Consider the following 12,590-nt stretch of genomic DNA (forward strand, 5'->3'; position numbering starts at 1 on the left):
CACCGCCGCGCCACCCTGCCCAATACATCCGGAGCGCTGCATGATCACCGTTCACCACCTCAACAACTCGCGCTCGCAGCGCATCCTGTGGCTGCTGGAAGAACTCGGCGTGCCCTACGGGATCAAGCGCTACCAGCGCGATCCGAAGACCATGCTGGCGCCGCCGGAGCTGCGCGCGGTGCATCCGCTGGGCAAGTCGCCGGTGATCACCGATGGCGAGCTCACCCTGGCCGAATCCGGCTCGATCATCGAATACCTCGCCGACCGCTACGGCGCCGACAAGCTGATCCCCGCGCATGGCACGCCGGAGCGGCTGCACTGCAATTACTGGCTGCATTACGCCGAGGGCTCGGCGATGCCACCGCTGCTGCTGAAGCTGGTGTTCCGTCGGGTCGAGACCGCGCCGGCGCCGTTCTTCGTGAAACCGATTGCCAGGGGCATCGCGCACAAGGTGCAGCGCGATTTTGTCGATCCGCAACTGAAGCTGCATCTGGATTATCTGGAAGGCGAGCTGGGCAAAAGCGAATGGTTTGCTGGCGACGCGTTCAGCGCGGCCGACATCCAGCTGAGCTTTCCGCTGGAAGCCTTCGCGGCACGCGGCGGGCTGGACGCCGGCTACCCGCGCCTGTCGGCATTCCTGCAACGCATCCATGCACGACCGGCGTATCAGCGTGCCTTGCAGCAGGGCGGCGAATACCGGCTTGGCTGAACCGGATCGACACCGCAGGCAGTGTTGTTTACGCATCGCTCACGACGCCACTGGCAGCCTGTGACATCTGAGCCAATGGAGAACGCCATGCGTAACCGTGATATCGAACGCCAGATCCGCGACACCGCCGAGCGCGCCGGCGAGCGTGCGCATCACTACGCTGACGGCGCCGCCAGCACCGCGCAGAGCCTGCTCGAGCGTGGCCGTCGCCGCATCAACGAGCGCTTCGGCAAGGGCAGCAGGCAATACGGCCAGCAGTTGACCCAGGCCGCCGAGGATTTTGCCGACGAGGCGAATTACCACTATCGCCGGCTGCGTCGCCAGGTCAACCGTCACCCCGCAGCCACGGTGGCGATCGTCGCCGGCACCATCGGTGCATTCCTGCTGTTGCGCCGCGCGTTCCGCAGCGACGACGAGTAGACGCCATGCACCACGCAGAAGGGCCGGACGATCGCTCGTCCGGCCCTTCTGTTTTCGACAGCGAAACGGCGCGGTTGATCGCCGAGGGCACGCGAGAGCTCAGTGACCGAGGTGCAGCTTCTGGCTTACCACATGGTCGAGCACCCAGACCACGAACGGGCCGTTGGCGTTGGAGAACACGTAGCGGGAGGCTGGATCCTTGGACCGGTCCTCCAGTTTTACATCCGAGCGGTACGCCTTGACGACCAGCTCGTAGTCGTAACCTTCGACATAATCGAAGTCCTGGATACGACCATGCCAGTTCTGCCACGGGCCGTTCTCGCTCTCGCGCACGCGGTAGCAGCGACCCGAATTGTCGGCGTCGCAGGGCGCCGTGTGCGGACCGATCCACACCGTGCGGGTCACGCTGCGTTTGCCCTGCACGATCGCGGCAGGCGTTTCGCTGCCGGCATCGCTCACGGTGGTGTTGATGACGACGCGGCGGTTCGGCGCCAGGCAGGCGATCAGCTTCCTGCCCTTCTGGTCCGGGCAGTCGGCCACCGGATCGGCCGCCCCGCGACCTTCGGTCTGGATCACTCCGGCCGGCACGCCATGCGCCGCCAGGTAGTCGCGTACTGCCTCGGCGCGCTGCGCGGAAAGCTTCTGGTTGGCCTGCTCGCTGCCGATCCGGTCGGTGTAGCCCAGCACCTGTACCGAGTCGATCTGCGATGCGGCCTTCAGCTTGTCGACCAGCGCGTCCAGCTCGGCATTGTCGGTGGATTTCAGCTGCGCCTTGCCGAAGGCGAACAGTGCATCAGCCGACAGGCTCTGCTGTGCCGGAATGGCGGGTGCCGCCTGCGGCTCTGGTGCGGGTAGCGGGGTCGGCTGGATGGCCTCCCGGTGGCAACCGGCCAGCACCAGTGTGACGGCGCCGCCGAGGAGATAAACGTACGGACGTATGGTTTGCATGGCCCATTCCCATGTGTCGAGTGACTGTCGGACAGCGCCCCGCGGCGGGTATCACCGAAGCAGTCGCCGCCCATCACCGGTTTCCCCGTACCCCGCAGGATATAGTGGCTGGGCACTTCGCCGGGTGCAGCGGAGGTGAAGAAGACCGTTCGCGCGCATAAAAAAACCCCGCCGAAGCGGGGTTCTCGTTGCATTTGACCGACCTGCTCACTGACCCAGCGGGTTGGGTCGATCCGGATCGAGCTTGTATTCCTTGATCGCGCGGCTGACGTCCTTCGCATTCATCTTGCCGTCCTTCGCCAGTGCCGCCAGCGCCGCATGCGCGATCCAGTAGCGATCCACCTCGAAGAAGTCACGCAGATGCGCACGCGTGTCCGAACGGCCAAAACCGTCAGTGCCGAGCACGGTGTAGCGCATGCCGTCGGGCATGAACGCGCGGACCTGGTCGGCGTATTCGCGCACGTAGTCGGTCGCAGCGATCGCCGGACCCTGGCGACCGTCGAGCAGACCAGTGACGTACGGCACGCGCTGCTCCGCTTCCGGATGCAGGCGATTCCAGCGCTCGGCATCGAAACCGTCGCGACGCAGCTCGATGAAGCTGGGGCAGGACCAGATATCGGACTTCACGCCGAAGTCCTTCTCCAGCAGCTCGGCCGCCGCAATCACCTCGCGCAGGATCGTGCCCGAGCCCAGCAGCTGCACCCGCGGCTCGCCCTTCTTCGGCTTGCCGCCATCCTTGAACAGGTACATGCCCTTGATGATGCCTTCCTCGCTGCCCACGGGCAGATCGGGATGGCTGTAGTTCTCGTTCATCACGGTGATGTAGTAGTAGATGTCCTCCTGCTCCTGCATCATCCGGCGCACGCCGTCCTGCAGGACCACCGCCACTTCGTACGAGAAGGTGGGGTCGTACGACTTCACGTTCGGGATCGCGCCGGCCATCAGATGCGAATGGCCGTCCTCGTGCTGCAGGCCTTCGCCGTTGAGCGTGGTGCGCCCCGCCGTGCCGCCGACCAGGAAGCCGCGCGAGCGCATGTCGCCAGCGGCCCAACACAGGTCGCCGATGCGCTGGAAGCCGAACATCGAGTAGTAGATGAAGAACGGCAGCATCGCCTGGTTGCTGACCGAGTAGCTGGTTGCCGCCGCCATCCACGAGGCCATGCCGCCGGCCTCGCTGATGCCCTGCTGCAGCACCTGGCCCTTCTGGTCTTCGCGGTAGTACAGCAGCTGGTCGGAATCCTGCGGCTTGTACTTCTGGCCGAACGGCGCGTAGATGCCGATCTGGCGGAACATGCCTTCCATGCCGAACGTACGTGCCTCGTCGGCGACGATCGGCACCACGCGCTCGCCCAGCTGCTTGTCGCGCAGCAGCAGGTTGATGCCGCGCACCAGCGCCATCGTGGTGGAGATCTCGCGCTCGCCGGTGCCCTTGGTGATCTGCTCGAACGCAGCCAGCTCCGGTGTCTTCAGCTTCGCCTCGGCCTTGCGCCGGCGCTGCGGCAGGAAGCCGCCCAGCGCCTTGCGTCGCTCCAGCATGTACTGCACTTCCGGCGAGTCCACGCCCGGGTGGTAGTACGGCACGTCCTTGAGCTTGTCGTCGGCGATCGGGATCTGGAAACGGTCGCGAAAATGCCGCACCGCCTCCTCGTCCAGCTTCTTCTGCTGATGGGTCGGGTTCTGCGATTCACCGGCCGCACCCATGCCGTAACCCTTGACCGTCTTGGCCAGGATCACCGTGGGCATGCCCTTGGTGTTGGACGCCGCGTGATACGCCGCGTAGACCTTGTGCGGATCGTGGCCGCCGCGGTTCAACCGCCAGATGTCGTCGTCGGACAGGTTGGCGACCATCTCGCGCGTCTCCGGATACTTGCCGAAGAAATGCTCGCGCGTATACGCGCCGCCGAACGCCTTGCAGGCCTGGTACTCGCCATCCAGCGTTTCCATCATCAGCTTGCGCAGCACGCCCTTGCTGTCGCGCGCCAGCAACGGATCCCAGTAGCTGCCCCAGACCAGCTTGATCGCGTTCCAGCCCGAACCGCGGAAGCTGCCTTCCAGCTCCTGGATGATCTTGCCGTTGCCGCGTACCGGACCGTCCAGCCGCTGCAGGTTGCAGTTGATCACGAAGATCAGGTTGTCGAGTCCTTCACGGCCGGCCAGCGAGATCGCGCCGAGCGACTCCGGCTCGTCGCACTCGCCGTCGCCCATGAAGCACCAGATCTTGCGGTCGCTCTTCGGGATCAGCCCGCGGTGTTCCAGATATTTGAAGAACTGCGCCTGATAGATCGCCTGGATCGGGCCCAGCCCCATCGAGACCGTCGGCACCTGCCAGTAATCCGGCATCAGCCACGGATGCGGATACGACGACAGCGCGCGACCCTTGCCGACCACTTCCATGCGGAACAGGTCGAGCTGGTCCTCGGCCAGGCGGCCTTCAAGGAACGAGCGCGCGTAGATGCCGGGGCTGGAGTGGCCCTGATGCAGGATCAGGTCGCCCGGGTGGTCGGCACTGGGAGCGCGCCAGAAATGATTGAAGCCGACGTCGTACAGCGTGGCGCTGGAAGCGAAGCTGGCGATGTGCCCGCCCAGCTCGCCCGGCTTGCGGTTCGCGCGCACCACCATCGCCATCGCGTTCCAGCGGATCAGCGAACGGATCCGCCATTCCATCGCGGCGTCGCCGGGCATCTTCGCCTCGTTCGCCGGCGCGATGGTGTTGACGTAGGCGGTGGTCGGATCGAACGGCAGGTAGCCACCCGAGCGGCGGGTCGAATCGACCATGCGCTCCAGCAGGAAATGCGCGCGTTCGGTGCCGTCGTGATGGATCACCGCGTCGAGCGAGTCCATCCACTCCCTGGTTTCGGTGGGGTCGATGTCCTGATTGAGGATATCGTCGAGCTGATCCATGAAGATTCTCCGCGGCGCCGTTGCAGCGCCAAGCTTGAGGGGGAATACCCGCCGCCGGGGATTGCGGCGGGATCAACGTCCAAGTCTAGCCGTTGGGCCGGATGCCCGCCAATTCAGCCATCCATGCGGCGGCGCATGGCGAGCGGCCGGTCGGCCGCCGCCTCGCTCAGCCCTGCTGGCGGTTGGCCGCGCGGATCTGCGCCTCGACGCAGGCCACCGCGCTCATGTTCACCACGCGGCGCACGGTCGACTGCGGCATCAGGATGTGTGCCGGCTTGGCCACGCCCATCAGGATCGGCCCGATCACCACGCCGTCGCTGAGCATGCGGGTCATGTTGTAGGCGATGTTGGCCGCGTCCAGGTTCGGGAACACGAATACGTTCGCCTTGCCTTCCAGCCGCGAGTTCGGGAACAGCTTCTCGCGCAGCGCTGGCGTCAGCGCCACGTCGGCCTGCATCTCGCCCTCCACTTCCAGCCGCGGCGCGCGGGCACGGATCAGCTCCAGTGCTTTGCGCATCTTCTTCGCGCCACAAGTGTCACGGCTACCGAAGTTGCCGCCGGACAGCAGCGCGATCTTCGGCACGATGCCGAACAGCTTCAGCCGGATCGCCGCCTGCAGGGTCGCCTCGGCGATCTGCTCGGGGCACGGATCGTCCTGCACATGGGTGTCGAGGTAAAAGAACGTGCCCTTGTCGGTCGACACCGCGGCCATCGCCGACGGCTCGACCACGCCTTCGTCCAGTCCGATGATGTCGCGGATGTAGCGCAGCTTGCCCTGGTACTGGCCAACCAGGCCGCAGATCAGCGCGTCCGCTTCGCCGCGTTCGACCATCAGCGAGGCGATCGCGGTGGGACGCGAGCGGATCACCGCCTTGGCCATCGACGGGGTCACGCCGCGACGCTCCATCAAGCGGTGATAGTGCTGCCAGTAATCGTCGAAGCGCGGGTCGCAGTTGATGTTGCAGATCTCGATATCCACGCCCGGCTTGATGCGCAGGCCGGCGCGCTTGATGCGCTTCTCGATCACTTCCGGACGGCCGATCAGAATGGGCTTCGCCAGGCCTTCGTCGACCACCGCCTGCACCGCGCGCAGCACGGTTTCCTCTTCACCCTCGGCGTACACCAGCCGGCACGGCGCGGACTTGGCGCGCTCGAACACCGGCTTCATCAGCAGGCCGGTGCGGAACACGAAGCTGGTCAGCTGATCGTTGTAGGCGGCGAAATCCGCCATCGGCCGCGTCGCCACGCCCGAGTCCATCGCCGCCTGTGCCACCGCCGGCGGCAGCTGCAGCAGCAGGCGCGGATCGAACGGCTGCGGGATCAGGTATTCCGGGCCGAAGCTCGGCGGCTTGCCGCCGTAGGCTCGCGCGCTGACGTCGGACGATTCGCGCCGCGCCAGCGCCGCGATCGCCTTGACGCAGGCGATCTTCATCGGCTCATTGATCACCGTGGCGCCCACGTCCAACGCGCCGCGGAACAGGTACGGGAAGCACAGCGCGTTGTTGACCTGGTTCGGGTAATCCGAGCGGCCGGTGGCCATGATGCAGTCCGGCCGCACTGCCTTCGCCTCTTCCGGGGTGATCTCCGGGTTCGGGTTGGCCAGCGCAAAGATGACCGGCCGCGCGGCCATCGTGGCGACCATCTCCGGCTTCAGGATGCCGCCGGCGGACAGGCCGAGGAACACGTCTGCGCCCTCGACGATCTCGGCCAGCGTGCGTGCCTTGGTGTCGCGCGCGTAGCGCTGCTTGTCGGGGTCTAGGTCGGTACGCTCGCTGTGCAGCACGCCGTGGCGATCGAACGCCAGGATGTGCTCCGGCTTCACGCCCAGCGCCACCAGCATGTCGAGGCAGGCGATGCCCGCGGCGCCGGCGCCGGTGGTGGCCACGCGGATGTCCTCGATCTTCTTGCCGACCACCACCAGCGCGTTGACCAGCGCCGCGCCGACGATGATCGAGGTGCCGTGCTGGTCGTCATGGAACACCGGGATCTTCATCCGCTCGCGCAGCTTGCGCTCGACGATGAAGCACTCCGGCGCCTTGATGTCTTCCAGGTTGATGCCGCCGAAGGTGGGCTCCAGGCTGGCGATGATGTCGACCAGCTTGTCCGGGTCGTTCTCGTCGATCTCGATGTCGAACACGTCGATGCCGGCGAACTTCTGGAACAGCACGCCCTTGCCCTCCATCACCGGCTTGGCCGCCAGCGGCCCGATGTTGCCCAAGCCGAGCACCGCGGTGCCATTGGTGATCACCGCGACCAGGTTGGAGCGCGCGGTGTACTCGGCGGCCGAGGTCGGGTCTTCCACGATCGCATCGCAGGCCGCGGCAACGCCGGGCGAATAGGCCAGCGACAGGTCGCGCTGGGTCAGCAGCGAGGTGGTCGGGGTGACCTTGATCTTGCCGGGGCGCGGCAGGCGGTGATATTCGAGTGCGGCGAGACGCAGTTCTTCGGGAAGGCTCATCGGATGTGTTTTTTTCGGTAGGGGAGCGCCAGCCGCGACGGCGGCCGACTGCCTGTGATGTTAGCACCGGCGCGCTCGGGACCGGCCCGTTCCTGCGGCGCCACGACGCGGCTGCGGGGATGCGCTAGACGCTCGACAACAGCTCGTCGCCCTGCACCCGGTTCATGTGGATGCCGTTGATGAACACCGAGAACGCCAGCTTGCCGGCCAGCCCATGCACATGCTGCATCCATGGCGGTAACCAGCGCGGCGGCAGGATCGCGCCGGACGCGAAATGCGGCTGCAGCGCGATCACGTCATGCAGGGTCAGCTTGCCGGCAAACAGGTGGCGCAGCAGATCCATCCGCTGCTGCTTGAACGCCCAGCGGAAGAACGTGTGCACGGTGAGCAGGCCGGACAGATACACATTGTCCTTGGCGAACGCGGCGCCGCCGCTCAACGGCACACCGCGGAACACCCGTTGGGCCGAATGGAAGCTGTCCGCCGCGCTCTGCCCGCAGGCGCTGAAATAGCGGTAGACCTCGACGAAGTCGGCGCCACTCAGCGCCATGTCGATCGCCAGGATGCGCAGGCTGATGCGCTTGAGCCGGGCGATGTCGATCGCGCCGGACATCAGCTCGGCGAACACAGCCAGCCCTTCCTGGGTCGCGGTGACTCGCGGCGAAGTGCGCGCCAGCGAGGCCAGCAAGGGCTGCTGGCGGCCGTTCAGTGCGGTCAGCGAGTGCACGAACGCCTCGTGCGCCAGCAGCTGATGACGATCGTATTCGCTGAAGCAGGTGTCGCCGCGCAGGCGGATGCGGGTAGCACCGGCCGCTGCCTTCGCGGTCAGCTCGGCATCCACTTCCACCTTGATCATGCCGGCACCGAAGAAATCGTCCAGCGTCTTCGCCAGCTCGTCGCGCAGCTCGGCGGCCGGCATGTCCACGCTGCTGTCGTCGGCCAGCAGATCCGCACCCAGCTCGTCGGACAGCTCGACGAAGTAGTGCGCCGCGTCCAGGTTGCTGCGCTGGCTGCCGGGGATCAGATCGCCCGGCTTGCCATACAGCGCAATCGACGGTGCGGTGAAGCCGGCCGTACCGACCGATTCCAGCATCTCGGCGGCAATCCGCCAGGACTCGGCGGTGCGCCGCAGGTAATCGCCAAGCGGGTCGATGTCGTGCGGATCGTTGCCACCGGCGGCGGCTTCGATCGCCGCCAGCTCGGCACGTGCCACGGCCAGATCCGGTCGCGTGTAAGTCACCTCGGGCAACGCAAATTGACCCTTGCCGTAGGCCTCGATCATGCGGCTTTCCAGCGATGCCGGCCACGCCACCGTCGGCAGGATATGGATGCCGCGCACCGCCGCCAGCAGGCGCTGGTCGAGCGCCGCGTAGCGCTGCAGCGCGGGTGCGATGGTGGTATCGGGCATACCGTTCATCGGGCGACTCCACGCAGCGCATCGACGCGCTCGATCAACTCATTGGCGATCGGGTCGGGGTTGAACCCGCTCAGAAACCTGCGTGGACTGGCCGGCATGAAAGTGAGATTGCGGCCAAAGCGCGAATCCGTTCGCAGCATCACGGTGACACGACGCGGATTGGTCATGGTGGTGGCGTTGACGTTCATCACATCGCGCAACGCCACACGGATCTTCTCGCCGCGGTTCTTCACCACCAGCCAGTCGCCGTCCAGCCAGACCTCGTCCAGCAGGTCCTGCAGCAGCTTGCGGTAGAGCAGAAACATGACACCGACCACGAACAGCGGCATCAGCACCAGCGGGAAAAGTGACCCCGATCGTGCGTCCGCACGAGCGTGTTGCACCGCCCAGAACTGCACGCCGGAGATGATCAGCACAAAGCCGACCCACAGCAGCGGAAAGACCCGCTTGTAGAAGAACGTGGTGGACGACGACAACCGACGCATGCCTGCGCTCCGCTGCAACGATGCCGCGATACTAGATGTTTTGCGCCGCGCGGTGCAGCAGGAGCACTGCGCACGGAGTTCAGTCGCGCTCGCGCTGCCCGCGATGCCCGTGCGGCCGCTCGATCGGGCGGCCGCCGCGCTGACGACGCAGGCGTGCCTCCAGCGTCGCAGCCTGCTCCTCGCGCTCGTCGTGCAACTTGAGATAATTGCGCCAGCGCCCCGCTGTCAGCTCACCGCTGTCCAGCGCCACCTGCACGGCGCAACCCGGCTCGCTGCCATGGCCGCAATCGGCGAAACGGCATTGCTCGGCGAGCACCTCGATATCGGCGAACAGGTCGAGGTTTTCCTCGCCGGTAAGCTTGAGCTCGCGCATGCCCGGCGTGTCGATCAGGCAGCCGCCGCTGGGCAACTGCAACAGCGCGCGATGGGTGGTGGTATGGCGGCCGCGGCTGTCGTGGCTGCGCACTTCGGCAGTGGCCATTGTCGCCGTACCGAGCAAGGTGTTCGTAAGCGTGGATTTGCCGGCGCCGGAAGAACCCACCAGCACGGCACTGTCGCCCGGCTGCAGGTATTGCGCCAGCAGCGCCACACTGGCCGGGTCCTTGCAGTTCAGCGCGTGGATCGGCGTGCTGTCGGGCAGCCGCTCACGCAATGCCGCGATCTGTGCGGCCGCGTCTTCACGCGTGTCCAGCTTGCTCAGCAATACCACCGGCTGGGCGCCGGAATCCTCGGTCAGCGACAGATAGCGTTCGATGCGCGCCGGGTTGAAATCGCCGTCCAGTCCGGTCAGCACCAGCACGTAGTCGATATTGGTGGCGATCAATTGACGTTCGTAACGCTCACCGGCGGCCGCCCGTGACATCACCGTGCGCCGCGGCGCCACTGTGACGATGTGCGGCGGCGTGCCACTGGCCACCTCGACGAAATCACCGACTACCGGCCGTTCGCCGGGATCGATGCCGCGCTTGAGGAAGTGCCCGTCCGGCTGCGCGCCAAACAGGGTCTCGCCATCGTGCAGCTCGTAACCGGCGCGGTGCTGGGCAACCACTCGCGCGAGACGCAAGCCGGTTGCAGGCAATACGTCGCCGCGCCAGCCGATATGCCGCAGTCGCTCGATCGTTTCGGCGTCACTCATGGCGAAAGTCTGTCTGCACGGTCTGGCGATTATGCCTTGCCCGGAGATTGCCCGCCGATGAACCGGAATCCGGCTCGGCCGGCTCTCGCGCTGCACTGCATCACGCTGCTAGCATCGCCCTGTCGGCGGTGGCGCCGGCTCTTGGACAACATTAAGGATGCCGGCGTTGGCTTCGATCACACCCAGTGCGCACCTGGCGGGCGTGCGCTACGAAATTCGCGGCGCGCTGACCCGGCGCGCCCGCGAGCTGGAGGCCGCCGGCCTCGACATCATCAAGCTCAACATCGGCAACCCGGGCCGCTACGGCTTCGAAGCACCCGCGCATCTGCGCGAGGCGATCGCCAGCCACCTGCACGACAGCGAGGCCTATGGTCACGAACAAGGCCTGGATCCCGCTCGCGAAGCGATCGCGGCGCAGCAACGCGCGCGCGGCGCACAGGCGGTTGAGCCGGAGCGCATCTTCATCGGTAACGGCGTCAGCGAGCTGATCGATCTCAGCCTGCGCGCGCTGCTGCATCCGGGCGAGGAAGTGTTGCTGCCCAGTCCGGACTACCCGTTGTGGAGTGCGGCGACGATCCTCAACGGCGGTCAGCCCCGCTATTACCGCTGTCTTGCCAGCAACAACCATCTGCCCGATCCGGACGAGATCGAGGCCCTGATCACGCCACGCACCCGCGCGCTGGTACTGATCAATCCAAACAACCCGACCGGCGCCGTGTATCCACGCGCGTTGCTGCAACAGCTGGTGGCAATCGCGGCGCGGCACCGGCTGCTGCTGCTCGCCGACGAGATCTACGACGAGATCCTGTACGACGGTGCCACCTTCCAGCCGCTGGCCGAAGTGGCCGGCGAGCTGCCCTGCCTCAGCTTCGGCGGCCTGTCAAAGGTGCATCGTGCCTGTGGTTACCGGGTCGGCTGGATGAGCCTGTCCGGCGATCCCGCGCGCACGGCGGCCTATCGGGATGCGCTGCAACTGCTTGCCGCGTTGCGCTTGTGCGCCAACGTGACCGCGCAATGGGCCGTGCCGCCGGCATTGCAGAGCGCGCCCACGATCGGCGCACTAACCGTGCCCGGCGGCCGCCTGCATGAGGCGCGACGCATTGTGCTGGAAGCGGTAGCAGCCAGCGAATACCTGCAACTGGTTGCGCCGGATGGTGCGCTTTACGCGTTTCCACAGGTGCGTGCCGACCGCATCGCCGGTTTCGACGACGAGGCGTTTGCCCTGCGCCTGCTGGAAGAGGAATCGGTGCTGGTGGTGCCCGGCAGCAGTTTCAACGTGCCGCTCAGCCACCACTTCCGGCTGACCCTGCTGCCGCCGCCGGCACAGCTGCATGAGGTCTTCGTGCGGATCGAGCGGGTGCTGGCACGGATGGCACGCGAACAAACCCAAGCCCCCGCTGCCGCCCTGGCCTGAGCCATTCAACGATGCCTGCCGCGCCCGCGCTGCACTATCTCGCCCTCGGCGACTCCTACACCATCGGTGAGGCGGTAGCCGCGCACCAATGCTGGCCGGCCGAACTGGTGCGGCGACTGCGCAAGGTCGGCGTGGTGATCGACGATCCGCGCATCATCGCCACCACCGGCTGGACCACCGACGAGCTGGCGCAGGGCATGGACACGGTGTCACTGGCAGCGGTGTACGACCTGGTCACCCTGCAGATTGGCGTCAACAACCAGTACCGCGGCCGCACGGCCGACGACTACCGCGGTCAGTTTGCGAGCCTGCTGGCTCGCGCAACCATGCTGGCCGGTGGCCATGCGGCACACGTGGTGGTGGTGTCGATCCCCGACTGGGGCGTCACCCGCTTCGCACTTGAACAGGGCCGCGATCCCGCCACCATCGCCGCCGAACTCGACGCCTACAACATGATTGCCCGTGACGAGACTCATCGCGCGGGCGCCCGCTATGTCGATATCACCGGTATCTCGCGCGCGCAACCGGAACTCGTTGCCGACGATGGCCTGCATCCTTCGGCGGCGCAATACGCATTGTGGGTGGAAGCGATCGAGCCGATGGTTCGCGCAGTACTCCACTGACACGGGCAATTCGGCGGCAACGCGGCTGCAACCTGTTCGCCATGGCACGGTGACGTAGCGATCGCAAACTGGCGCCCCGG

10 protein-coding genes are annotated in these 12,590 nt (G+C 66.3%); 4 read left to right on the top strand and 6 right to left on the bottom strand.

Annotated elements, in window-relative coordinates; genetic code table 11:
• Positions 1 to 40: 40 nt before the first annotated feature.
• Positions 41 to 709: a glutathione S-transferase family protein gene (locus tag EAH75_RS11860; RefSeq protein ID WP_140649064.1), complete on the top strand. Its 669-nt coding sequence runs from the start codon at positions 41 to 43 to the stop codon at positions 707 to 709.
• Positions 710 to 796: 87 nt separating this feature from the next.
• Positions 797 to 1,129 (top strand): hypothetical protein, encoded by a 333-nt coding sequence (locus EAH75_RS11865; RefSeq protein WP_140649062.1) that lies wholly within the window; start codon positions 797 to 799, stop codon positions 1,127 to 1,129.
• Positions 1,130 to 1,228: 99 nt separating this feature from the next.
• On the opposite strand, the gene EAH75_RS11870 is transcribed toward EAH75_RS11865, so the two are convergent.
• From EAH75_RS11870 to rsgA, 6 genes are all read right to left on the bottom strand, one after another.
• Positions 1,229 to 2,077: an OmpA family protein gene (locus EAH75_RS11870; protein WP_140649059.1), complete on the bottom strand. Its 849-nt coding sequence runs from the start codon at positions 2,075 to 2,077 to the stop codon at positions 1,229 to 1,231.
• 207 nt (positions 2,078 to 2,284) lie between these two features.
• On the bottom strand, positions 2,285 to 4,978 hold the full coding sequence (gene aceE / locus EAH75_RS11875; RefSeq protein WP_140649057.1) for a pyruvate dehydrogenase (acetyl-transferring), homodimeric type: 2,694 nt from the start codon (positions 4,976 to 4,978) through the stop codon (positions 2,285 to 2,287).
• A 166-nt stretch (positions 4,979 to 5,144) separates the two neighbouring features.
• Complete coding sequence (locus EAH75_RS11880; RefSeq protein WP_140649055.1) at positions 5,145 to 7,436, bottom strand: NADP-dependent malic enzyme; 2,292 nt, start codon at positions 7,434 to 7,436, stop codon at positions 5,145 to 5,147.
• Between the two features lie 124 nt (positions 7,437 to 7,560).
• Complete coding sequence (locus EAH75_RS11885; RefSeq protein ID WP_140649052.1) at positions 7,561 to 8,853, bottom strand: flavohemoglobin expression-modulating QEGLA motif protein; 1,293 nt, start codon at positions 8,851 to 8,853, stop codon at positions 7,561 to 7,563.
• Positions 8,850 to 9,338 (bottom strand): hypothetical protein, encoded by a 489-nt coding sequence (locus EAH75_RS11890; RefSeq protein WP_140805552.1) that lies wholly within the window; start codon positions 9,336 to 9,338, stop codon positions 8,850 to 8,852. The genes EAH75_RS11885 and EAH75_RS11890 overlap by 4 nt, the downstream gene beginning before the upstream one ends.
• A 79-nt stretch (positions 9,339 to 9,417) precedes the next feature.
• Positions 9,418 to 10,473: a ribosome small subunit-dependent GTPase A gene (gene rsgA, locus EAH75_RS11895; RefSeq protein WP_140649047.1), complete on the bottom strand. Its 1,056-nt coding sequence runs from the start codon at positions 10,471 to 10,473 to the stop codon at positions 9,418 to 9,420.
• A gap of 157 nt (positions 10,474 to 10,630) precedes the next feature.
• On the opposite strand from rsgA, the gene EAH75_RS11900 reads away from it, so the two are divergent.
• Entirely contained in the window at positions 10,631 to 11,887 is a 1,257-nt protein-coding gene (locus EAH75_RS11900) for an aminotransferase class I/II-fold pyridoxal phosphate-dependent enzyme (protein ID WP_240046134.1), read from the top strand.
• 11 nt (positions 11,888 to 11,898) lie between these two features.
• Entirely contained in the window at positions 11,899 to 12,510 is a 612-nt protein-coding gene (locus EAH75_RS11905; RefSeq protein WP_140649042.1) for an SGNH/GDSL hydrolase family protein, read from the top strand.
• Positions 12,511 to 12,590 lie beyond the last annotated feature (80 nt).

It is taken from the genome of Rhodanobacter glycinis (assembly GCF_006438785.1).
In the GTDB taxonomy this organism is placed as follows: Bacteria; Pseudomonadota; Gammaproteobacteria; order Xanthomonadales; family Rhodanobacteraceae; genus Rhodanobacter; species Rhodanobacter glycinis_A.

Excerpts from the sequence above, each read along its gene's own strand:
- EAH75_RS11860 (WP_140649064.1), top strand. The coding sequence starts at position 41 with ATGATCACCGTTCACCACCTCAACAACTCGCGCTCGCAGCGCATCCTG.
- rsgA (WP_140649047.1), bottom strand. The coding sequence starts at position 10,473 with ATGAGTGACGCCGAAACGATCGAGCGACTGCGGCATATCGGCTGGCGC.
- EAH75_RS11905 (WP_140649042.1), top strand. The coding sequence starts at position 11,899 with ATGCCTGCCGCGCCCGCGCTGCACTATCTCGCCCTCGGCGACTCCTAC.
- aceE (WP_140649057.1), bottom strand. The coding sequence starts at position 4,978 with ATGGATCAGCTCGACGATATCCTCAATCAGGACATCGACCCCACCGAA.
- EAH75_RS11870 (WP_140649059.1), bottom strand. The coding sequence starts at position 2,077 with ATGCAAACCATACGTCCGTACGTTTATCTCCTCGGCGGCGCCGTCACA.
- EAH75_RS11885 (WP_140649052.1), bottom strand. The coding sequence starts at position 8,853 with ATGAACGGTATGCCCGATACCACCATCGCACCCGCGCTGCAGCGCTAC.
- EAH75_RS11880 (WP_140649055.1), bottom strand. The coding sequence starts at position 7,436 with ATGAGCCTTCCCGAAGAACTGCGTCTCGCCGCACTCGAATATCACCGC.
- EAH75_RS11890 (WP_140805552.1), bottom strand. The coding sequence starts at position 9,338 with ATGCGTCGGTTGTCGTCGTCCACCACGTTCTTCTACAAGCGGGTCTTT.
- EAH75_RS11900 (WP_240046134.1), top strand. The coding sequence starts at position 10,631 with ATGCCGGCGTTGGCTTCGATCACACCCAGTGCGCACCTGGCGGGCGTG.
- EAH75_RS11865 (WP_140649062.1), top strand. The coding sequence starts at position 797 with ATGCGTAACCGTGATATCGAACGCCAGATCCGCGACACCGCCGAGCGC.